This window comes from Antricoccus suffuscus (assembly GCF_003003235.1).
Lineage (GTDB): Bacteria > Actinomycetota > Actinomycetes > Mycobacteriales > Antricoccaceae > Antricoccus > Antricoccus suffuscus.
Genome location: NZ_PVUE01000005.1, coordinates 213,567 through 234,929, shown reverse-complemented (window position 1 = coordinate 234,929; position 21,363 = coordinate 213,567). Strand labels below are relative to the sequence as shown.

The 21,363-nt window shown below is 63.4% G+C and carries 15 protein-coding genes; 8 read left to right on the top strand and 7 right to left on the bottom strand.

Translation table 11 applies throughout. From position 1 onward, the window contains the following. Positions 1-141 precede the first annotated feature (141 nt). The 3 genes from CLV47_RS08630 to CLV47_RS08620 are packed head-to-tail and all read right to left on the bottom strand — an operon-like array spanning position 142 to position 3,712. Entirely contained in the window at positions 142-1,341 is a 1,200-nt protein-coding gene (locus CLV47_RS08630; RefSeq protein ID WP_106348612.1) for an acyl-CoA dehydrogenase family protein, read from the bottom strand. Positions 1,342-1,345: 4 nt separating this feature from the next. Then, positions 1,346-2,488, bottom strand: coding sequence for an acyl-CoA dehydrogenase family protein (locus tag CLV47_RS08625; protein ID WP_106348611.1), 1,143 nt, complete (start codon positions 2,486-2,488; stop codon positions 1,346-1,348). 30 nt (positions 2,489-2,518) lie between these two features. Continuing rightward, entirely contained in the window at positions 2,519-3,712 is a 1,194-nt protein-coding gene (locus CLV47_RS08620; protein ID WP_106348610.1) for an acyl-CoA dehydrogenase family protein, read from the bottom strand. Positions 3,713-4,493: 781 nt separating this feature from the next. Here CLV47_RS08620 and CLV47_RS08615 point away from each other — a divergent pair. Beyond that, on the top strand, positions 4,494-7,823 hold the full coding sequence (locus CLV47_RS08615) for an AfsR/SARP family transcriptional regulator (RefSeq protein WP_106348609.1): 3,330 nt from the start codon (positions 4,494-4,496) through the stop codon (positions 7,821-7,823). On the opposite strand, the gene CLV47_RS08610 is transcribed toward CLV47_RS08615, so the two are convergent. The 4 genes from CLV47_RS08610 to CLV47_RS08595 form a co-directional block, all read right to left on the bottom strand. Next, positions 7,760-8,731, bottom strand: a complete 972-nt coding sequence (locus CLV47_RS08610) for an LLM class flavin-dependent oxidoreductase (protein ID WP_202862466.1) — start codon at positions 8,729-8,731, stop codon at positions 7,760-7,762. The genes CLV47_RS08615 and CLV47_RS08610 overlap by 64 nt on opposite strands. A gap of 30 nt (positions 8,732-8,761) precedes the next feature. Further along, positions 8,762-9,595 carry an ABC transporter permease gene (locus CLV47_RS08605; protein ID WP_106348608.1) on the bottom strand — a complete coding sequence of 278 codons (834 nt, stop codon included), beginning with the start codon at positions 9,593-9,595 and terminating at the stop codon, positions 8,762-8,764. Beyond that, on the bottom strand, positions 9,592-10,572 hold the full coding sequence (locus CLV47_RS08600; RefSeq protein WP_106348607.1) for an ATP-binding cassette domain-containing protein: 981 nt from the start codon (positions 10,570-10,572) through the stop codon (positions 9,592-9,594). The genes CLV47_RS08605 and CLV47_RS08600 overlap by 4 nt, the downstream gene beginning before the upstream one ends. 158 nt (positions 10,573-10,730) lie before the next feature. Continuing rightward, the gene (locus CLV47_RS08595) at positions 10,731-11,384 is read right to left on the bottom strand and encodes a TetR/AcrR family transcriptional regulator (RefSeq protein WP_106348643.1); all 654 of its coding nucleotides are present in this window, start codon (positions 11,382-11,384) and stop codon (positions 10,731-10,733) included. A 259-nt stretch (positions 11,385-11,643) separates the two neighbouring features. Here CLV47_RS08595 and CLV47_RS08590 point away from each other — a divergent pair, with 259 nt between their 5' ends. From CLV47_RS08590 to CLV47_RS08560, 7 genes are all read left to right on the top strand, one after another. Then, entirely contained in the window at positions 11,644-13,854 is a 2,211-nt protein-coding gene (locus CLV47_RS08590) for an acetate--CoA ligase family protein (RefSeq protein ID WP_106348606.1), read from the top strand. A 16-nt stretch (positions 13,855-13,870) separates the two neighbouring features. Further along, a complete protein-coding gene (locus CLV47_RS08585; protein WP_106348605.1) occupies positions 13,871-15,097 on the top strand; it encodes an acyl-CoA dehydrogenase family protein in 1,227 nt (408 codons plus the stop codon). A gap of 4 nt (positions 15,098-15,101) precedes the next feature. Continuing rightward, a complete protein-coding gene (locus CLV47_RS08580) occupies positions 15,102-15,989 on the top strand; it encodes an SDR family NAD(P)-dependent oxidoreductase (RefSeq protein ID WP_106348604.1) in 888 nt (295 codons plus the stop codon). 18 nt (positions 15,990-16,007) lie between these two features. Next, entirely contained in the window at positions 16,008-17,123 is a 1,116-nt protein-coding gene (locus CLV47_RS08575) for an acyl-CoA dehydrogenase family protein (protein ID WP_106348603.1), read from the top strand. Positions 17,124-17,180: 57 nt separating this feature from the next. Then, on the top strand, positions 17,181-18,656 hold the full coding sequence (locus CLV47_RS08570) for an MFS transporter (protein ID WP_202862465.1): 1,476 nt from the start codon (positions 17,181-17,183) through the stop codon (positions 18,654-18,656). Positions 18,657-18,685: 29 nt separating this feature from the next. Then, complete coding sequence (locus CLV47_RS08565) at positions 18,686-19,489, top strand: SDR family NAD(P)-dependent oxidoreductase (protein ID WP_106348602.1); 804 nt, start codon at positions 18,686-18,688, stop codon at positions 19,487-19,489. 317 nt (positions 19,490-19,806) lie between these two features. Further along, positions 19,807-21,345: an ABC transporter substrate-binding protein gene (locus CLV47_RS08560; protein ID WP_146135330.1), complete on the top strand. Its 1,539-nt coding sequence runs from the start codon at positions 19,807-19,809 to the stop codon at positions 21,343-21,345. The last annotated feature ends 18 nt before the right edge of the window (positions 21,346-21,363 follow it).

The following is a 21,363-nucleotide window of genomic DNA, read 5'->3' as shown; positions in this document are numbered from 1 at the left end:
CAAGGAGTTTGCGCGGGTGAGGTCGCGGTAAGTCACGGGCTCCATAGGAATTGGGGTCGTCGCTAGCTGGAGAGTTTGATGCGCTCAGCGCACCGAGACTTCCAGCTAGGCCGTGGCGTTGCCGATCTGACGGTACGTCGGCTAAAAGTTGAGAATGGCCTTCGCGATGATGTTGCGCTGGACCTCGCTGGCGCCGCCGTAGATCGTCGCCTTGCGATAGAAGAGGTACGTCGGCATCGCCTCGATCGCGCCATCCGGTGGCGTGGCGAACCCGTCGGGTACGTCGTAGCCGTCCCGGATCGGTACGCCGTCCATGCCCAGCACGTCGATTTGCAGTTCGGCGATATCCTGCTGCAACTTGGTGCCCTTGAGCTTGAGCACCGAGGAGCGAGGGTCCGGCGCGTCGGACCCGCTGGACTGTGAGGCCAGCACTCGCAGTTGGGTCATCTCCAGCGCCGTCAGCTCGATCTCCAACGTCGCCAGCCGGGCCGCGAACAGTGGGTCGTCGAGCAGGCTGCCGGCGCCGACCCGAGTGCGGCTTGCAAGCGCCTTCACCTTGGACAGGGTGACCTTCGAGGCGCCGACCCGGGCCTGGCCGACCCGCTCGTTGCCGAGCAGGAATTTCGCGTAGGTCCAGCCCTTGTTCTCTTCGCCGACCAAGTTTTCGGCTGGTACGACGACGTTGTCGAAGAAGACCTCGTTGACCTCGTGGTGCCCGTCGATCGTATGGATCCGACGCACCGCGATGCCCGGGGTCGTCATGTCGATCAGCAGCATCGATATCCCGGCCTGCTTCTTGACGTCCGGGTTGGTGCGCACCAAACAGAACATCCAGTCTGCGTAGTGCGCCTGCGTCGTCCACATCTTCTGGCCGTTGACGACGTACGAGTCACCGTCGCGGACGGCCGTCGTACGCAGTGAAGCCAGATCGGAGCCGGCGCCCGGCTCGGAAAAGCCTTGACACCACCAGATGTCGACGTTGGCCGTGGCCGGCAAGAACCGCTGTTTTTGCTCCTCAGTGCCGAACTGCGCGAGGACCGGCCCGATCATTGTGGCGTTAAACGACACCGGGCGAGGCACCGACGCAAGTTGCATCTCGTCGAGCCACAGGTGCCGCTGCATCGGCGTCCAGTCCTGCCCACCCCACTCGACCGGCCAACCGGGTACGGCGTACCCGTGCGCGTTGAGGATCCGGTGAGTGGCGACGAGGCTTTCTTGGTCGGTGATCTCCGCGCGGGCGTGTCGCCGCCGGGTCTCGATCGGGATCTCAGTGGTGTAGAAATCCCGCAGCTTCGCGGCAAAGGCGCGCTCGTCATCGGTGAGCAGGTCGTGGAACGCCATCGAACTACGCGACCGTGTCGCTAGCGACCAACAGTCCACCGGCCTTGGCGAAGGCCTGTAGGTGTGAGTCGGTGTCGCCGAACGTCCGCGCGATGACGGTCAGGCGCTTGGTGTAGTGGCCGATGGGGTATTCCATCGTCACGCCGATGCCGCCGTGCATCTGGATCGACTCCTGGCCGATGTGCCGAGCCGACGTGTCGATCTGCACCTTCGCCGCGCGCAGCGTCTGGTCGCGCTCGAGCCCCTCGTCGCCGTCGGTGATCGCCAGCCGCGAGGTCACCGCCATGCTGCGGGCCTGCTCCAAGGAGACGTACATGTCGGCGGAGCGGTGCTGCAGCACCTGGAAGGTGCCGATCGCGGTACCGAACTGCACGCGGGTCTTGAGGTATTCGCTGGTGATGCTCAGCATCTGACCCATCGCGCCGACGGCCTCGGCGCACAGGCCGGCCGTCGCCTCATCGATGACGCTCTTCATGGCAGCCGCCGCGTTGGCCGGGTCGCCCAGTGCCTGTGCCGCCGCGCCGTCGAAGAGCACGTTGGCCGCACGCAGGCCATCCTGCTGCGTGTAGGAGTCACGGCGTACGCCGTCGGCCTTGCCGTCGACGAGAAACAGCCCGACGACGCCGTCGGCCGTGGTTGCCGAGACCACGAACTGGTCGGCGCTGTCTCCGGCCAGTACGCCGGACTTCTCGCCGGAGATGGTCCAGCCGTCCCCGGACTTCTCGGCTTTGGTGCTGACGTCGGTCAGCGACCAGCGCGCACCGGGCTCACTGGCGGCGAATGCCATGATCGACTCGCCGGCCGAGATCGCCGACAAGATGGACTTCTTCTGCTCGTCGGTGCCTGCGGCGGCGACGAGCCCGCCCGCGAGAACAACCGTCGCGATGTAGGGCTCGAGGACAAGTGCCTTGCCAAACTCCTCCAGTACGACGGCGACCTCGGCGAAGCCCATGCCGGCGCCGCCGTACTCCTCGTCGAATGGCAGTCCCAGCAGGCCGAGGTCGGCGTACCGCTTCCACATGTCCTTGCTCCAGCCCAGTTCGCTGCGGAGCAGTTCAAGCCGAGTGGAGTGGTCGTAGCGATCTTTGAGCAGGCGGCCGATGGTCTCGGACAGCGTCTGCTGGTCTTCGGTGAGTTCGAGGTTCACGTCTGTACTCCGTTCAAGTTTAGGTAGGGCCTAGAAGCCGAGGATTGCCTTCGAGATGATGCTGCGCTGCACTTCGCTGGAACCGCCGTAGATGGTGACCTTGCGGTAGTTGAAGTACGTCGGCATAGCGTCGATGACGCCTTCGGTCGTCGGAGCGAATCCGTCCGGCACGTCGGTGTCCTCACGGAACGCTGCGGCTTCTTCGCCGACCACGTCGATGAGTAGTTCGGTGAGGTCCTGCTGGATCGCCGAGCCCTTGAGCTTGAGCACGGAGGAACGAGGGTCGGGTGCCTCGTCGCCCTTGGTCTGGCTCGACAGGATGCGCATCTGGGTCATTTCGAGTGCCGCGATCTCGATCTCGACACGGGCCAGCCGGGCCGCGAACAGCGGGTCGTCCAGCAGCGTGCCATCGCCGACACGGGTCTTGGCGGCGAGTGCCTTGACGCGGGCGGCCTTGACCTTCGACGTACCAAGCCGCGCGATGCCGGTGCGCTCGTTGCCCAGCAGGAACTTCGCGTACGACCAGCCGGCGTTCTCCTCGCCGACGAGGTTTTCGGCAGGTACGACGACGTTGTCGAAGAAGACCTCATTGACCTCGTGGCCGCCGTCGATCAGCTGGATCGGGCGGACGGTGATGCCCGGAGTCTTCATGTCGATGAGCAGGAACGAGATGCCGGCCTGCTTCTTGACGTCCGGGTTGGTGCGCACGAGGCAGAAGATCCAGTCGGCGTACTGCGCGAGTGTCGTCCACGTCTTCTGGCCGTTGACGACGTAGGAGTCGCCGTCGCGGACCGCCGCGGTCTTGAGCGAGGCAAGGTCGGAACCGGCGTTGGGCTCGGAGAAGCCCTGGCACCACCAGATATCGAGGTTGGCGGTGGCTGGCAGGAAGCGCTTCTTCTGTTCTTCGTTACCGAAGGCCGCGATGACCGGGCCGACCATGGATGCGTTGAACGCAAGTGGCTGTGGCACGCACGCCAGCTGCATCTCTTCAAGCCACAGGTGACGCTGCATCGGGGTCCAGTCCTGGCCGCCCCATTCGATCGGCCAGTTGGGTACGGCGTAGCCGTGGGCGTTGAGGATGCGTTGCGTGGCCACCATGTCGTCCTTGCCGGCATTTTCACCGGTAAAGGCGCGGCGACGGATATCTTCGGGGATCTCCGTCGTGAAGAAGGTACGCATTTTCTGTGCAAAAGCGCGGTCTTCGTCGCTCAACACAAGATCCATGGGAATTCTCCTGATCAACTTGGATGGTGCAGATGTATTTTTTCGAGCCCGGGTACGCCAACAATGATGCACCACGCCGGTAGGTACAGACACGGTGAAACCGAATCGTATTCGGTTCCGCTGCCGCCGAGCCAGGGGGTACCGGCATTCTGCCTATTTTCTACCGTGCACCGGTACCTCTTGTGCGCTGGGGAATTAGGGAGTAGAAATCTATCTACGCCCTTCGCAAGGAGGACGGCTCGGACGAAGACCGAGGGCTAGTCCAGTGGAGAGATCCATCTGGGACCGTGCGTGACGGCAGCGGTCGGCTCGGCGGAAACGGCCGAGGATCTGGAGGCGTCACGGCCAGGTCAACACGAAGGCCCCGCCAACTCATACTTGGCGGGGCCTTCACCTATTAGAACGTGATATGCCGCGATCATGGACGTACGACGCGCTACGTCACAGTGAATTCCCGGTCACACTCCCGCGATCCGTCGCGAATGTCTCGCGATCCGTCGCGAATGTCTGGCGATCCGTCACGTATGTCTCGCGATCCGTCACTCGCGCCGGGCCTACCCGGTCCCTTAGCGCGGCTGTCTACCCCTAGTCACAGCTCATGAGGCGTGACAAGCAGTGACAAGCAGGAGGTAGGCGGGACAAGGAGTGCGATCGGGCGTGTCCACGCGCAGAACACGATATCGGCGGCGAGGGACGAAGCGCGACCGGGCCACGAGCGTCGCCGATCGTGGGGCGCGAACTCACCGACGGTGGGGTACGAACCCACCCGAGGTGCGGCACAATGGTTAACCGTGCAGGTAGTCAACTCGTGAAGGTTGGGGTGCTCGGTCCGCTCAGCGTGCAAACGATGTCCGGTGCGTGCGACATTCCGGGTGTGCGCTTACGCCGGTTGCTGATGCGCATGGCGATGGCCGGCGGAGGCTCGGTTACGGCCGACCGGCTGATCGATGCGGTCTGGTCCGGCGACCTGCCGGCCAACGCGACAAGTTCCCTGCAGTCGCTGATATCGAGGCTTCGCAAGGCGGTCGGCGACGGCGGGGCCATCAGCCAGACCGCGGCCGGCTACGGCTTGGTGGACGTGCAGCTCGACGTAGTCGAGTTCGAGGAACTCGTTCGTGACGGGCGACAACAGCTGCGCGGTGGCCAGTTCGAGAGTGCCGCGACCACGCTCGACATGGCTCTTGCACTGGTTCGCGGTACGCCGTACGCCGAGGCCGCAGACTTGCATTGGGCGTTACCGGAGATCGCCCGGCTCGAGGACCTGCGACGCGATGCCATTGGTGACTGGAGCGAGGCCAAGCTCGCGACCGGGCAAGCAAGTGAGACCGTCGCCCGGCTCGAGGCGGTCACGCGCGATGTGCCGCTTGACGAACGCTTCGCCGGTCTGCTTATGCGGGGGTACGCCGCCACCGGCCGCACCGCCGAAGCATTGGCGCGTTATGAAACGACCCGGAGAAAGATCGCCGAAGAGCTCGGCAGCGACCCGTCCCGCGAGTTACAGGACCTGCATCTGCAGTTGTTGACGGCCGACGACCCGCCGCCCGAGCGCTCCGAGTCGGACATTCCGGCCGCCGTCACCTCGTTCATCGGGCGGCAGCGCGAAATCGAGCGGGTGACTGACCTGATCGAGGCCAACCGGCTCGTGACGATCATCGGTCCCGGTGGCGCGGGCAAGACCCGTACGTCGTTCGAGGTCGCCCGCCGACTGTCCGCACAGGGCGCGAAGGTGCGGCTCGTCGAGCTCGCGAAGACGACGGTTGGCGACAACCTCGAGCAGGCATTTGTGCGCGATCTGGATCTGGCCCGCGCTTCTCACACGCGTGCCAGAGACGACCGGATGGCCCTGGACGGTAAGGCATTGCTGGTCAATGCGCTCAGCGACGACCAGTGCGTTCTGATTGTCGACAACTGCGAGCATGTGATTGGTGCGGCCGCCGGCCTGATCGCCGAGTTGCTGGCGCGCTGTCCGGCGCTGCGGATAATCGCGACTAGCCGTGAAGCGCTGGCGATCGACGGAGAGTCGTTGTGCTCGTTATCCTCTCTCGACCTGCCGCCGGCAGACAGTGAACTGGAGGCGGCGCGCGGTTTCTCCGCCGTACGACTGTTCATCGATCGGGCACGCGCCGCGAGTGCGTCATTCGTAGCAGACGAGAGGACGATGCCCGCCATCGTCGAGATCGTCCGGCGGCTCGACGGACTTCCGCTGGCGATCGAGCTCGCCGCGGCGCGCCTTCGGGTGTTGCCGGTAGATGCGATCGCGCAGGGGCTTGGCGACCGGTTTCGGCTGCTCGTCGGGGGCAGCCGTACGGCGATGAGCAGGCACCGCACGTTGCTTGCAGTTGTCGAGTGGAGCTGGGAGCTACTCACACCGGAAGAGCGTTACGTGCTCGAATGGCTGTCGGTCTATCCGGGTGGTTTCGCCGCGCAGACGGCCGCCAAAGTTTGCGCCAGCGGCAAGGTCGCGGCGCTCGATGTACCAGAGATCCTCAATGCGCTCGTCGACAAGAGCCTGCTGATCGTGACCGATGGCCACACCATTCGCTACCGCATGCTCGAAACGATCCGCGAGTATGGGACCGCACGGCTGATTGAAGCGGGAACCGTGCAGCAGGCGCGGGCCCGGCACGCCCGGCACTTCCTGGTGTTCGCGCAGCGCAACTCAATGAACGTAGATGCCAACGATCAGTCGGTCGCGCTGCGGCTGTTCAACGAGGAGTACGACAACTTCGTCGCCGCGATGACGTTCTATATCGAGCTTGGTGACTCGGGTCGGGCCATCGCGTTATGCCTGCATCTGGCCTGGTTCTGGATGGTGCTCGGCCGGGATGAAGAACTCGGTTACTGGACGGCCTTGGCCGCCGAGGTGCCGACCAGTAATCCCAGCGCCCACTGGCATGTTGCCCGTGGGCTCGGTGTCATCAGTCAGATGTCGCGGCAGTTCACCGCGACCGGCGCGGCCGATCCTGGCTTTGATCGCGACGACGGAATTGCCGACATTGCGCAGGTCGCAGCCAACCTGCGCCGATACCTCGCCGATGGACCGATCGAGGTCGCGGCGACGCTCATGCTGCTGTTGTTCTTCACGCGCCAATACAACGAGGCCGAGCAGGTCGCCGATGATGCACTACTGCGGGCGACTCCGCTGGCCCGCGGGCGCCTGCGGCTCATGCGTGCCGCGTTCGCCGAGAACTTCGGCGACCTTGAGTCGTTGCGTACCCACGTCGCGCTCGCCCTCGATGAGCTCGATACGACCAGCGATCAATGGGGCCGCGCGCAGGCAATTACCAGTCGTTCCTATGTCCGGATGCTCGACGGTGACTTTGACGGCGCGATCGCCGACGTGCAAGAAGCGCGGGCCATCTCCGGTCGGCTCGGCGCGGTGGACGACCAGATTTATATGGGCGCCAGGCAGGTGGGGATGCTGATCGCCAGCGGACGAGTAGACGATGCCGTGCGGTGCCTCGACGAGATCGAGATGTTGTTCGACAACAGCCGCGGTACGCCGATGTGGAAGGTCATTCTCCTCATACAGCGGATGATCGTTGAAGACGCACGGGGGAATCAAGCGTTCGTCACCTCGGCGGTGCGACAAGTGCGCTCCATGCTCGACGAGTTCGAGGGAGCCGGTACCCGCACCAATCACATGATCGTTGTAGGCGCTGGATCGGTGGCCATCTTTGAGCTCGAGGCCGGTGAGCTAAGTGCGGGCTACGAGGATGCCGTGCGTGCGTTCGTCGCGTCGAAAGAGGTCGACGATTTTCCGATCCTTGCGAGCATCGGGGTCGTGTCGGCAATCTTGGCGGCAGAATTCGACGACTATGCGCACGTCGCGGAACTCCTGGGCGCCTCCCAACGGTTGCGCGGATCCGCCGACCCCAGCAACCTGCGCGAGGTTCGGCTGTACGCCGAGGCGCGGGCCCGACTTGGGGCGGATTTCGAGGTGCATCACGGCCGAGGTCTCGCGCTTTCGCACGACGAGGCCTACGACCGCTTGGACCCTCGGTACTTCGAGGACGCTATCGCCCGGCGTGTCGCAGAGCGGACCGGTCAGCCTCGCATCGCGTCGGCGAAGGCTTCCAGCTCACGCGGCACATCAGGACCGGCCGGCTGATAGGCGATTTCGGTGGCGCCCTCTTCGGCTAACTGCGCGAGACGCTCTTTCCAGCCCTGTTTGCTCAGCGCGACGCCGCCCGCCTCGAGGACCTCGCCAGTGACGAAGGGGCGGTCCCGGTCGTTGATGGACCACAGGTGGCCATCGTGGAGTTCGATGTGCCGTATGTCGTCGGGGATATCGGCGTACGCCGCCGCCCACTGCTCGCCGTTGGGCACAGCTTCGAGGTTTCCGAACTCGAGCGCGCGGTGAATCAGGATCGCGGCCGCGTGTCCGGCTGCTTCGATCGCGCGGGGTGAGCCCGGATTTTCGCCATCGTCAAGCACCGTGCCGAACGTCAGGTGAACCGCCCAGTCGAAGCCGGGCACCGGTGACCGCGACGTGAATGCGCCGTCGGCGTACTCCTTGGCGAACGCGATCCCCTTGGGCCCGGCGACTCCGGCAACCCAGGGCACTTCGATCGGCCGCGGCGCGGCGAACTCGGGCCGGTGCATCATCGTAATTTTGGCGCCGTCCCACTCGACGTACTCGCCCTTGAGTAGCCGCTGGACGGCATCGACGTACGCCGCCACCGCGGACCACTTGACGGGCCGCTGGCCGAGGGTGAGCCGACCGGTGAATCCGGTGCCGACGCCGATACTGACTCGATCCTTCCCGGCAACCTCCACGAGATTGGCGATCGCGGTCGCCGTAATCATGGGATGGCGCAGCGCCGGGATGAGTACGCCGGTGCCGAGTCCGATCCGGTTAGTACGGTCGGCGGCCCGGGCTAGCTGCATCCAGACGTCGGCGCAAATCGCGGGAGAGTCATAAAACCAGGCGCGGGTGTAACCGAGCTCTTCCGCGATTCGCGCATGTTCGGGGCTGTCCATGGAGGTATTGAAGGCGCACGACATCGTCAAAGTCATGTTCGAGACGGTACGCCTGGTGCATTTGCTTTACGTGCGGCGCTTGTAGGCGCGCATCGCGAGCGGCACGAAGACCACCAGCAACGCGCCCATCGAAACGAGTGTCCACATGACGGGCCCGGCGACCGGACCGCCGAGCATCATCCCGCGTACCGCGTCGACCACGTGGGTGATCGGGTTGACGTGCACGAATGCTTGGAGCCAGCCGGGCATCGTATCCACCGGCACGAAAGCGCTGCTGCCAAAGGAAAGCGGGAAGACGATCATGAACATCACGCCCTGCACGGCGCCCGGTGTGCGGACCGTCATGCCGATCCACACCGAGACCCAGCAGAAGCACAGCGCGAAACCGACCGCCAGCGTCAATGACGCGAAGACACCGCCCCAGTGACCGCCGACGTCGAAGCCCATAAGCAGCGCGGTGCTGATCAAAATGACAAAGAGCACGAGGTAGCGCACGAGGTCGGCCAGCACGACGCCGACGAGGGGTACGGATCTGCCAATCGGTAGCGACCGGAAGCGGTCGAACACGCCCTTGTCGATATCGGAGTTGAGATATTGGCCAACGGCGATCGAAGCCATCGCGATTGTCTGACCCAAGAGCCCGGGGACCAGGAACTGGATGTAGTGCGACGGCGCGCCGCCGGAGATGGCGCCACCGAAGATGTATACGAACATCAGCAAGAAGATGATCGGCTGGAGCGTGACGTCTATCAGCGACTCCGGCGTACGCAAGGTCTTGTAGAGGCTGCGTTTGGCCAGCACGAGCGCGTGTCTGAGGTAGTTGTTTTTATTGCTGGACGTCGTACCGACGCGCAAATCGTGTGGCGCCGTTGGCCTAGGCGCGGTAGCAGTGGCGGTCATGCCGCGGCCTCCTTGTCTGTCTTTGAGCTGTCTGTGGTTGTGCCGGTGAGGGTGAGGAACACTTCGTCGAGGCTTGGGAAATGCAGCGAGAGCTCGGCCACGGTGACCTTCTCCTGCGCCAGTTCGTTGACGATGAGTGGCAGTGTCGCGTCGTCGGCGACCGGAATGCTCAGGCCGTGCCGGCCGGCGGGATCGACGGTGCCGTCGGTGAAGCGGGTGAGGATGCGTCGTACGTCGTTGATCCGGGTCACGTCCGTCGGGGTGACTTCGATCCGCTGCCCGCCGATCGCGGACTTCAGGCCTTTGGGAGTGTCGTGCGCGATGACTTGCCCGTGGTCGATGACGGTGATCTCGTCGGCTAGCGCGTCGGCCTCATCGAGATACTGGGTCGTCAACAGCACGGTAGAACCATCGTCGACAAGTGACCGTACGACGCCCCACATCTCCTCGCGTTTCGCGGGATCGAGGCCCGTGGTCGGTTCGTCGAGGAAGATGATGCGCGGCCGGCCGACGAGGCTGGCGGCAAGGTCCAAGCGCCGGCGCATGCCGCCGGAGTAGTTCTTCGCGAGTCGGCCGGCGGCCTCACTGAGGTCGAACCAGTCGAGCAGCTCGGTCGACCGGGCCTTGGCATCGCGCGTGCTCAGGTTGAGAAGCTGACCGATCATGACGAGGTTCTGGGTGCCGGTCAGATCCTCGTCGACCGACGCGTACTGGCCGGTGAGCCCGATCGTCTCGCGGACCTTGGTGGCGTCTTTGACGACGTCGTACCCGCCGACGATCGCTCGTCCGGAGTCCGGACGCAACAGCGTTGACAGGATGCGTACGGCGGTTGTCTTTCCCGCGCCGTTGGGCCCGAGTACGCCGAGGACGGTACCTTGCGCGGCGGCAAGATCGATGCCAGCGAGGGCTTTGGTGTCGCCGAACCGCTTGGCCAGCGCCTCGGTTTCAAAGGCAAGCGTGCCCGATGATGTGGTCATATGTGCTCCTTGTGCGAATGCGAATACGCATATCGTGCAAGGAGCCGCTGTCACCGCCCTGCCATGGCGCTGTCACGGCCCTCATCCGCGGCAACTTTCGTGGTGATCTGCGGGACTACTCGCCGCGGATCACCGGTCAACTTCCCGCGGATCGCGGGTTAGGCGGTGTGTTCGTCGTGGCGGTCGGCGAGAGTGGCGGCAAACATCGGCCGCATCCGCTCGATGACCTCGGTCATTGCTGCCACCAACTCACGTGCCTCTTTGGCGGTGCGCGCGTTCGCGATCTCGCGGCGGGCCTCACCGAGGAAAGTCGTCGCGAGGAAGACAAGAGCGCGTTGCACCGCCTCGTCTTCGGCGCCGAGCAGCCGGAAGTTGTTGGCGATCCACACCCTGCCGCCGGCACGCTGTTTTTCCTGGAAGCCGGGAGGCGTGTCACCGAGGCTGAAGATCTTGACGAGGTCACGTCGCGCCCACGAGGCGCCCAGATACGCCTGCGATCCCGCGATGAACAGGTCGAAGGGGTCGCTTACGCCGTCTGCGCGCGCGGCCACGACCGCATCGGCGGCGATTGCCTGCTGCTCCAGGTGATGCCGTTCCCAGAGTGCCACAAACAGTTCGGTTTTACTCCCGAAGTGGTGATAGAGGCTGCCGACGCTCGCACCGGCTTGTTCAACGACTTCCGTAACGCTGGCGTCGGAGAAACCGCGTTTGGCAAAGACTTTGCGCGCGGCGTCGAGGAATTCGGTGCGGACTCCCTCTGTGCTGCTCCATTTTCGCGTCGTACCCCGACCGACGCGTTGTGTCTCCGTCACGTCCTTCACCTAACTTCCCGTGCAGTTACTGCGTCACGTTGATGTGTAATTGCACCAAACGCCTCGCGAGAGTCTAGTGAGGCCGCTCCTTGCGACCGGTATTACGCTCATTCCTAGAACTGTGTTCTAGGACCATCCCGGTAGAACGCTTCGTTGTCAAGACGTTGACAGCGGACCGTTACTGTTGAATTATATTCCAGAATTGGATTCTAAGACGCCTGAATAGTCGAAACGTGCGAGAAATCGGAGTGAGCGACACATGGGTCAGCGCAGTCAGCTCGTCGAAAATGGTCAGGAAGCAACCGAGGCAGACATCGAGGTGATGCGGCGCAAGCTGTCCACGCCTGATCGACTCAGAGCACTTTTCGCGCCGAAGAGCGTCGCCGTGGTCGGGGCATCCGACGGATCGGGCTGGTCCCGGTTCATCATCGATAGCCTGCGCACCGCCGGAATAACAGACAAGCTCATTCCGGTGCATCCCAAGCATCCGGAGGCATTCGGGATACCGACAGTCCCCAATCTGCGCGACCTTGCCGAGCCGGTCGACCTCGCATTTGCTCTTGTTCCCACGCGCGCCGTTCAAGGGGTAATGGAGGACGCCGTCGCCGCCGGGATCAAAAACATGATCGTGCTGGCCGCCGATTTCGGCGAGGGCGGCGAAGAAGGCAAGGCCCGGCAGCAGTCGCTGATCAACTACGCGACCGCCAACGACTTGACCGTCCTCGGCCCAAACTGCTTGGGCTACATCAACGCCCACGCCGGCGCCGCGCCGTTCGGGTTGCCGATCCTGCCGCCGCTGCGGCCGGGGCCGGTGGGCGTCGTACTGCAAAGCGGCGCCCTGGCAGCCAACGTGATGAGCTTCGCGCGAGCCCGCGGCGTTGGAATCAGCCTGCTGACGTCGATGGGCAACGAGGCGATCATTACCGCAGCCGATGTCGTGGAGTACCTCATCGAGGACGACAACACCAAAGTCATCGCTATGTTCCTCGAGGGGATTCGCGATCCGGCGCGTTTCACCGAGCTCGCGGACCGGGCACTGGCCGCAGGTAAGCCGATCGTCGCGCTCAAGGCGGGCCGGAGCCCCGGCGGCCAGGCGACGGCGTTGGCGCACACCGGCGCGGTCGCCGGCGACGTGGCGGTCATCGACGCGGTGTTCCGGCAGTACGGCGTCGTACGCGTCGACAGCCTCGAGGAGCTCATCGTGACGGCCGGGCTCTTTGGCTATTGCGACCGGCCAACCGGTAACCGTATGGGCGTCGTAACCGCATCGGGCGGAGCCTGCGACATCATCGCCGACCGCTCACATATCGAGAAGATCGAGATACCGGACTTCTCCAGTACGACGGTCGAGAAGCTCACGGAGGTGCTTCCGCCGTTCGCGTCTGCACGCAATCCACTCGACGTGACCGGTGCGATCCTCGCCGACGTCAACTCGGCTCAGAGCGGACTGGGCGATGTTTCGCTTAACGCGGTTGCCGCCGATCCCAACGTCGACTTCCTTATTAACGCACTCGCGCTGCCCGCCGCTGAGCCGCCGGATTCCGGCCCGCTCGAACGTCGGCTGACCGCGATCGCGGACACTGCAAAACAGTTCGACGTACCGATCCTGCATTTCGTGACGACCTGCAACGACATTTCGCCGTACGCCCTGCAGATGCTGGACAAGCACTCGATCCATCCGCCGCTCGGCGGAATCGAGTTTGGTCTCAAGGCGATCGGCCACGCGCTGCGGTGGGAGCGGACCCGCGCGACGCGTGAGGCGGCCGGACCGCCGGTCCACCCGCAGTTGGTGACCAAGGACGTCGACGCGCCACAGATCGGCTCCTGGTCCGAAGATCAGTCGCGCAACTTCGTGTCGGCCAACGGCGTACCGGTGGTCCCGGCGCACCTCGTGACCACGGCCAAGGATGCGGTCGATGCTGCCGAGAAGCTCGGCTATCCGGTTGTCCTCAAGGTGTGCTCGGCGACAATCACCCACAAGTCCGACATCGGCGGCGTCGCGCTGAACCTTGGTGATGCCGCGGCAGTCGAGGAAGCCTTCGAACGGGTTCACAAAGCCGGACTCGAGGAGACCGACGACGTCGACGGTGTCCTGGTAGGTGCCATGCGAGCCGGTGGCGTCGAGCTGTTCGTCGGACTTACCGTCGACCCGTCGTTCGGCCCGGTCCTCGCGCTCGGCCTTGGTGGTGTCTTCGTGGAGGTCCTCAAGGACGTCAGCCTCAGACCTCTCCCGGTGTCGCAGGCTCAAATCGCCGAGATGCTGGACGAGTTGCGCGGCGCGCCGCTGTTGCACGGCGCACGCGGATCCAACCCGGTCGATATCGACGCCGTCACCGCGGCGATTGCCGGGATTGTCGACAGCGCCCAGGCACTCGGCCCGACGCTGGGAACGCTCGAAGTCAACCCGCTGTGGGTCGACGGCACACAGGTAGAAGCACTCGACGTACTGATCGTCACGGAAAACCGATAGACAGAGGAGCTTTCAGATGGAACTCAATTTAGGTCCCGAAGCGGCAAAATTCCGCGAGGAGATCCGCGGCTGGATCAGTGACAACGCGCCAGCAGGCCTGGCCGAGCTCACCGACTGGAACGCGAGCCCGATGACTGGCGGTTCAAACATCTACGGCAAGGCGGAGTCGAGCCCTATTTACGCCGAGTGGGAGAAGCGGCTGTTGGAAGCGAAGCTCATCTGCCCGCAGTGGCCGGAGAAGTTTGGCGGCCGTGGCCTGAGCCCAGTCGAAAACGCGATCTACTCCGAAGAGCTGCACCGGGCCGGCTTGCCACGGATCCGTCGCGGATTCGGTGAGGGAATGGTCGGGCCATCGGTCATCTCGCACGGTACGCCCGCGCAGCAGGAGCATTTCCTGCCGCGCATTATTTCGGCGGAAGACGTTTACTGCCAAGGCTTCTCCGAGCCCGGGCACGGCTCCGACCTGGCAGGTGTCGAAACGCGTGGCGTTGTCGACGGCGACGAAATCGTCATCACCGGTGACAAGGTATGGACCTCCGGTTTCTACCGCGCCAACATGATCTTCGTGCTGTGCCGGACCGATACCGAGACCGGCAAACACCGTGGGCTGTCTTATGTGCTGCTGCCGTTCGAGGACAACAACGTTGAAAAGCACGCCGTGAAGCAGATGACCGGCGCCGCCCAGTTCGGCCAAGAACATTTCGATGGTTCGCGGGCGCCGATGTTCAACGTCATTGGCGGGCTCAACAACGGCTGGCGGGTCGCCATGACGACGCTCGGCTTCGAGCGCGGCGGCAACGCCACGGTCGCCTCACTGAAGTACGAGAAGCAGTTCTGGGCACTGGTCGACCTCGCGCGCAAGGTCGGCAAGGAGCGCGATCCGTTGGTGCGTCAGGACCTTGCGTGGGCATACACCCACGTGCAGATCATGCGATACAGCGGTTTGCGGCTGCTCGCCCAGATCGCCGTCGGCAAGGAACCCGGGCCCGAGGCCTCGATCTCCAAGCTCTTCTGGAGCGAGTATGAAAAGAAGCTGGGCGAGATCGCCGTCCACCTGATCGGCACCGAGGCGTTGGTACGCCCGGAAGGGGAGGGTTATCTGGTCGACCACTGGCAGGAGGTCTTCCTCGCCAGCAGAGCCGGCACGATCTTCTCCGGCACCAGCGAGATCCAGCGCAACATCATCTCCGAGCGGGCGCTGGGCATGCCGCGCGAGTCACGTCCGGTATCGGTGAAGGCATAGCCGCATGTCTTCACTCAAAGGAAGGGTCGCAGTCGTCACCGGTGGCGGACGCGGAATCGGCGCCGGAGTCGCCCGACTATTCGCCGCAGAAGGGGCCGCGGTCGTCGTCAACGATCTCGGCGTCGAGCTCGATGGCCGAGCCGGGACGAATAGCCCTGCCAACGACGTCGTCGACGAGATCATCGCGGCGGGCGGTGACGCAGTAGCCAGCGGTGCCGACGTCACCGACTCGGAGGCCGGACAGTCCTTGATCGACACGGCCGTGGACATGTTTGGCGGCCTCGACATCGTCGTCAACGCCGCCGGCATCCTGCGCGACCGGATGATCTTCAACATGACCGAACAAGACTGGGACGCGGTCATCGCCGTACATCTTCGCGGGCATTTCAACACAATCAAGCCCGCGTCGGTCTATTGGCGCGGCAAGAAGAACCCGGACGGGCACTACCGGATCATCAACTTCACCTCCTCCTCGGGGCTTTTCGGAGCTCCCGGACAGCCCAACTACGCAGCGGCCAAAATGGGAATTACCGGGTTGACGTACTCGTGCGCCAACAGCCTGGGTAAGTACGGTGTGACGGCCAACGCGATCGCGCCGGGTGCACAGACGCGGATGACCGAGTCCATTCCGACCGACAAGCGCACCGTTCGTGCCACCGACGACGACGAACGGTCACCGGACAACATTGCACCGATCGTCGCCTACATCGCCAGTGAGTCTTCGGACTGGCTGACCGGCCGAGTGATCGGCGCCCGGGGCTACGAAGTGATGCTCTACAACAACCCCGAGACCGTGCGCCAGATCGTCGGTACGCAGCGTTGGGATCCCACCACGCTGGGGGAGCTCGTCGAGCGCTCGTTCAAACCCGTCATTCAAAAGACCGCAAGATAGCCAGAAAGGCAACTTGTCATGGACCTAATTGCATCCCCAGAGCAGGACGAACTGCGCAGCTCGGTACGCCGGTTCCTCGAAACGAAGTCGCCGTCCGAAGTCGTCCGCACGTTGATGGACGACCCGACCGGTTATGACCTGGCCGTCTGGAGTCAGATGGCAAACCAGCTAGGCCTTCAGGGGCTGGCCATTCCCGAGGAGTACGGCGGCAGCGGGTTCGGCTTCGTCGAGCTCACTATCGTGCTCGAGGAGATGGGCCGGGTACTGATGCCGTCACCGTATTTCAGCACCGTTGTCCTTGCCGCACAGGCGATCCTGGACTCCGGCGATGCCGATGCGGCCAAGAGACTGCTGCCGGGTATCGCTGACGGATCGACGATCGCCACGCTCGCCTTCACCGAGGAGAACGGCCGCTGGGACCTTGGCTCAATTGCCATGAGCGCCACCAAACAGGGTGACGGCTGGAGCCTGTCCGGCACCAAGTCGTACGTCGTCGACGGCCACATTGCGGGCCTTGTCGTCGTCGCCGCGCAGACCGACTCGGGCCTGACGCTCTTCGCGGTCGACGGCTCGGCCGCAGGACTCACTGCCACTGCCGTGCCGGCCCTGGACCAGACCCGCAAGCTCGCAACGATCACCTTCGAGGGCGTACCGGCTACACCTATCGGCGCTCCAGGAGCGGCGGCGGAGTCGCTTGCCAAGACGCTAGACAAGGTCGCGCTCGCGTTGGCCGCAGAGCAGGTCGGCGGCGCACAGCGGGCGATGGACATGGCCGTCGAGTACTCGAAAATACGCACCCAGTTCGACCAGCCGATCGGTAGCTTCCAGGCACTGAAGCACAAAGCCTCCGAAGTCATGCTGCGCGTTGAGTCCGCCAGGGCCGCGGCGTACTACGGCGCGTGGGCCGTCGCCGAGGACTCCGACGAGGTGCCCACGGTGGCCAGCCTCGCGAAGGCCTACTGCTCCGAGGCGTTCTTCCATGCCGCCGGAGAAAACATTCAGATGCATGGCGGGATCGGATTTACCTGGGAACACGACGCGCATCTCTACTTCAAGCGGGCCAAAGCAACACAGCTGTTCCTCGGTGACGGCACCTACCATCGCGAGCGCCTGGCAGACCTCATCGGCATCTAACCCAACTCAATAACGCACGGTTCGATCGTCCCTAGGGGACAGAGATGGTAGCGAAGAGTGCGCACTGTCGGAGCGCCGAGCACGGCGCTTGAGACCGACCCGCAAGACAGCAAGGACCGGATCCGATACGCGTGGCGTGTGCTGGGCGTCGTCTGCCTCGCCTCGCTGATGAGCGGGCTCAACCAGAGCTCTCTCAATGTTGCCCTGCCGCGGATCGTGCTGCACTTCAACGCTTCCGCGTTCGAAGCCAACTGGATCTTGCTGGCCTTCATGCTCACCAACACGGTGCTGATGATCTTCTTCGGCCGGTTGGCGGACGTGTTCGGTCGTCGCCGCATGTATCTGATGGGCATCGCGATCTTCACGGCGACGAGCATCGTGGCAGGGTTCTCGCCGTCCGTGTGGTTTCTGATCGCCTGTCGGATTGTGCAGGCGGCGGCCGCAGCCATGCTGATCACCAACAGCGCCGCGCTCGTCACCAGTGCCTTTCCCAAGCGAATGATGGGCCAGGGACTCGGCATCTACATGTCGTCCTTCTCGTTGGCGCAGCTGTTGGGGCCAACCGTCGGCGGCGTCCTCACGACCGAGCTCGGGTGGCAATGGACTTTCTGGTTCAACGTCCCGCTTGGTGTCATTTGCCTGATATGGGGGATGCGAGTGCTGGAGCGCACCCCACGGATCGCGGAGCCGTTGCGGCTGGACGTGCTCGGCAACACCGTGTTGTTGATCGGGCTGGGTATGCTGTTGCTTGCGTTGTCCGAGGTGGGCAATCTGGGTTGGGGCAGCGTGCTCGTGGTTGTCGGACTCGGAGTGTTTGTGATCGCGGTGCCGGCGTTCGTGATGGTCGAGCAGCGATCCAAGTTTCCGGTGGTCGACCTTGCGACCTTCCGCGACCCGGTCGTCGGGCTCGGCGTACTGGCCGGGTTCCTGGCCACGATGTCGCGCTTCGCCGTCGTGATCATGATGGGCCTGTATTTCCAGGCGGTGCTCGGAGACTCACCAACGCAGGCTGGTCTTAAGATCCTGCCGCTCGCCGCGGCAGCGATCGTGACGTCGCCGTCGACCGGCATGTTGTTGCGTCGCATATCCCCGCGGACCGTCGCGATCGCGTCGTGCGTGGTGGCCTCGGCGGGGCTGCTCTTCCTGCTCCTGGTGATTTCGCCGTCGACGCCGTACTACGTGCTCGCACTGGCGATGATTGTTATTGGGCTCGGGTCTGGAAGCTTCATCCCGGCAAACAGCATGGCAATGCTGATGGATGTCCCATCACACCGCCTGGGCATTACCAACGCGGTGCGGATCATGGCGCAGAGCTCGGGAGTCGTCATCAGTACGGCGCTGGTACTCACCATCATCAGTACGCCGCTCCCGGTGCATCTCCGTGAGGCGATCTTCAAGGGCACGCTGTCCGAAGTCTCCGACGCCGCGGTCATGGACCTGGTCGTCGGCTATCGCTGGGCGCTCGGGCTCATGCTACTCACCTCCATCGCGTGTCTCGTGACGTCGATGGCTGGCAGAAACTCCCGCAAATAGGCAGAACTATCCACAGATTAGGAGAACCCATGGGAACGCTAGATGGCAAAGTCGCAGTCGTGACCGGTGCGAGTCGAGGAATCGGCGCACAGATCGCGCGCAGGTTCGCCGCTGAGGGCGCCACCGTCGCCGTCACGGCCCGCACCGTAGAGGAGGGCCAGTCGACTCTCGAGGGCACGATTACCCAGACTGTGGCCGATATAGAGGGCGCGGGCGGTGCCGCTGTCGCTTTCGCTGCGGACCTCTCCGTGCTGGAGGACCGCGAAAGGCTCATCGCTGCCGTGACCGAGCAACTCGGTCCGATTGACATCCTCGTCAACAACGCCGCGGTCACTTACTTCACCCCGGTCGAGGACTTCACGCTGCGCCGGATGAATCTGATGTTTGAGGTCCAGGTAACCGCCCCGTTGCATCTCGCGCAACTCGTTATCCCCGCTATGAAGGAAAACCAGGGCGGCGCGATTCTCAACATCTCGTCGAGAGCAGCGATCCACCCGGCTTTGCCCCCAGGCCCGAACGTCGGGCGCGGCGGCACCGTCTACGGCATGTGCAAGGCCGCGCTTGAACGGTTCACGACCGGGCTCGCCGCCGAACTGTACGCCGACAATATCGCGGTCAATGTGCTTTCGCCGAATCGCGTCGTACCGACCGCGGGAACGATCTTCCATCACCTTACGACGGAGGACAACCCCGAGGCCGAACCGACGACCGTGATGGCTGAAGCGGCGCTCGCGCTGTGCAGCGGCGTACCGGCTGACGGCGATCGTGCCATCACCGGTCGGGTTACCTATTCACAGGATCTTCTCAAAGAGCTCGACATAACGCCGAAGTAGCCGGTTTTGGTCACGAATTGGGCGCGAATTACCAAGAATGCCCGTGTCGAATCCGTGTGAGCGTTGACACCCAACCTCACAGCAGTTACTGTCCTAAAACGCAATTCTAGTATTCGTTTCAAGGTAAATAAACGGCCGCTTGCGGTCCCGCCTAATGGAAACAAACGGCATCCCAGCCGTGCCCGAATACGACGAAAGGCTCGATAGTGCTGAAAAATCGATCACGAGCAGCACGTTTGGTGGGGGTCTGCGCTGCCTCTCTCTTGTTGACTACCGGCTGTTTCAGCGGTTCGAGCGGCGACAAGAACGACACGAAGGTGAACCAGCAGAAGGACGCCGGGCCGCCGCAGTCCGGTGGAACATTGCGAATCGCGACGCCTGCCGATCCGCCGTCCCTTGACCCGCTGAAGGACTCGTCCTACCAGACCCAGTACGCGGTTGGCTATTCCTACAGCAAGCTGATCGACTACAAGATCGGCAAAGACGTCCCCTACGGCACCGACCAGCTCGAGGGCGATCTCGCCGAGAAGTGGGAGATGTCCGACGATGGACTGACATGGACTTTCCATCTGCGTAAGGGCGTCAAGTGGCAAAACGTCGCGCCAGTCAACGGCCGCGAGTTCACGTCTAAGGACGTGGCGTGCACGGTTGCCGCCGTCAAGGAGCGCGGTCACCAGAAGGCCGACCTCAGCGCCGTTACATCGGTCGACACGCCGGACGACTACACGGTGGTGTTCAACCTCGACTCGCCGTACCCGGATATGGCTTACAAGCTGGCCGGGCACTATCTCTGGATGTTGCCCTGTGAGGGGACGAGCGGCCAGTTCAATCTTGCCGAGCAAGCGATCGGCACCGGTCCCTTCATCCTGACCGAATGGGTCAAGGACAAAAGCCGAACGTACGTGAAGAATCCGGACTATTACGTCAAGGGCAAGCCATACCTCGACGGCGTTCAATACATCAACATTCCGGACACGGCGGCCTCGGTCGCGGCGTTGCGGACGGGCAAAATCGATGTGGTCGGCACGGTTACCGACATGGACACGGTAAACGCCATCCTGAAGACAAATCCGGACATCTATGTCACAAAGGAAACCACCAGCCCGGCGCTCGTCTACATGAATATGAACGAAGAGCCGTTCCAGAATCTCAAGGTGCGCCAGGCGGTCTCGATGGCTATCGACCGTGAGGGAATGATGAACACGGTCCGGCCCGGCGGCAAGCTCATGGGTCCGATCAGTTCCTACATACCAGGGGCACTGGACGAGAAGGAGCTCAAAGAGCTCCAGCCGTACGACCCGAAGAAGGCGAAGGAACTGCTTGCCGAGGCCGGTTATCCGGACGGGTTTGAGACGACCATGATGACCACCACCGGGTACGGCGAGGTCGTCGTCAACGAGGCGCAGTGGGTGCAGGAGGACCTGGCGAAGATCGGCATCAAGGCCAACATTGATGTCCAGGACTACGCGACGTACTTCACGAAGAGCTGGGCCGGGAAGAACTACAAGATGGGCTACGGACTGCAGACCCCCTGGCTGACCGCCGATGACTTCCTCGTTGCTATGTACTACTCGAAAGGCACCCGTAACTGGTACAACATCAACGATCCGAAGCTCGACACGATGATCATGGATCAGCGCAAGATCATGGATCCGGACAAGCGGATCGCCGAGCTCAAAGACATCCAGAAATACATCATGAAGAACATCATGAACCCGGTGATGCTCTACAACTACAACGCGCTCGTGCTCTACGGGGGCTACATACACGACATCCACCCACAGCCCGAGTACGGCTACCGCCACGTGATGGACATGTGGATGGATGAATCTTCACCCACCCGTCAGGGCAAGTAAGCACGAGGCGGCTCTCCG

Coding starts and splice junctions, on each gene's coding strand:
- CLV47_RS08580 (WP_106348604.1), top strand. CDS start 15,102: ATGTCTTCACTCAAAGGAAGGGTCGCAGTCGTCACCGGTGGCGGACGC.
- CLV47_RS08575 (WP_106348603.1), top strand. CDS start 16,008: ATGGACCTAATTGCATCCCCAGAGCAGGACGAACTGCGCAGCTCGGTA.
- CLV47_RS08605 (WP_106348608.1), bottom strand. CDS start 9,595: ATGACCGCCACTGCTACCGCGCCTAGGCCAACGGCGCCACACGATTTG.
- CLV47_RS08610 (WP_202862466.1), bottom strand. CDS start 8,731: ATGACTTTGACGATGTCGTGCGCCTTCAATACCTCCATGGACAGCCCC.
- CLV47_RS08590 (WP_106348606.1), top strand. CDS start 11,644: ATGGGTCAGCGCAGTCAGCTCGTCGAAAATGGTCAGGAAGCAACCGAG.
- CLV47_RS08630 (WP_106348612.1), bottom strand. CDS start 1,341: ATGGCGTTCCACGACCTGCTCACCGATGACGAGCGCGCCTTTGCCGCG.
- CLV47_RS08600 (WP_106348607.1), bottom strand. CDS start 10,572: ATGACCACATCATCGGGCACGCTTGCCTTTGAAACCGAGGCGCTGGCC.
- CLV47_RS08620 (WP_106348610.1), bottom strand. CDS start 3,712: ATGGATCTTGTGTTGAGCGACGAAGACCGCGCTTTTGCACAGAAAATG.
- CLV47_RS08585 (WP_106348605.1), top strand. CDS start 13,871: ATGGAACTCAATTTAGGTCCCGAAGCGGCAAAATTCCGCGAGGAGATC.
- CLV47_RS08565 (WP_106348602.1), top strand. CDS start 18,686: ATGGGAACGCTAGATGGCAAAGTCGCAGTCGTGACCGGTGCGAGTCGA.
- CLV47_RS08615 (WP_106348609.1), top strand. CDS start 4,494: ATGGTTAACCGTGCAGGTAGTCAACTCGTGAAGGTTGGGGTGCTCGGT.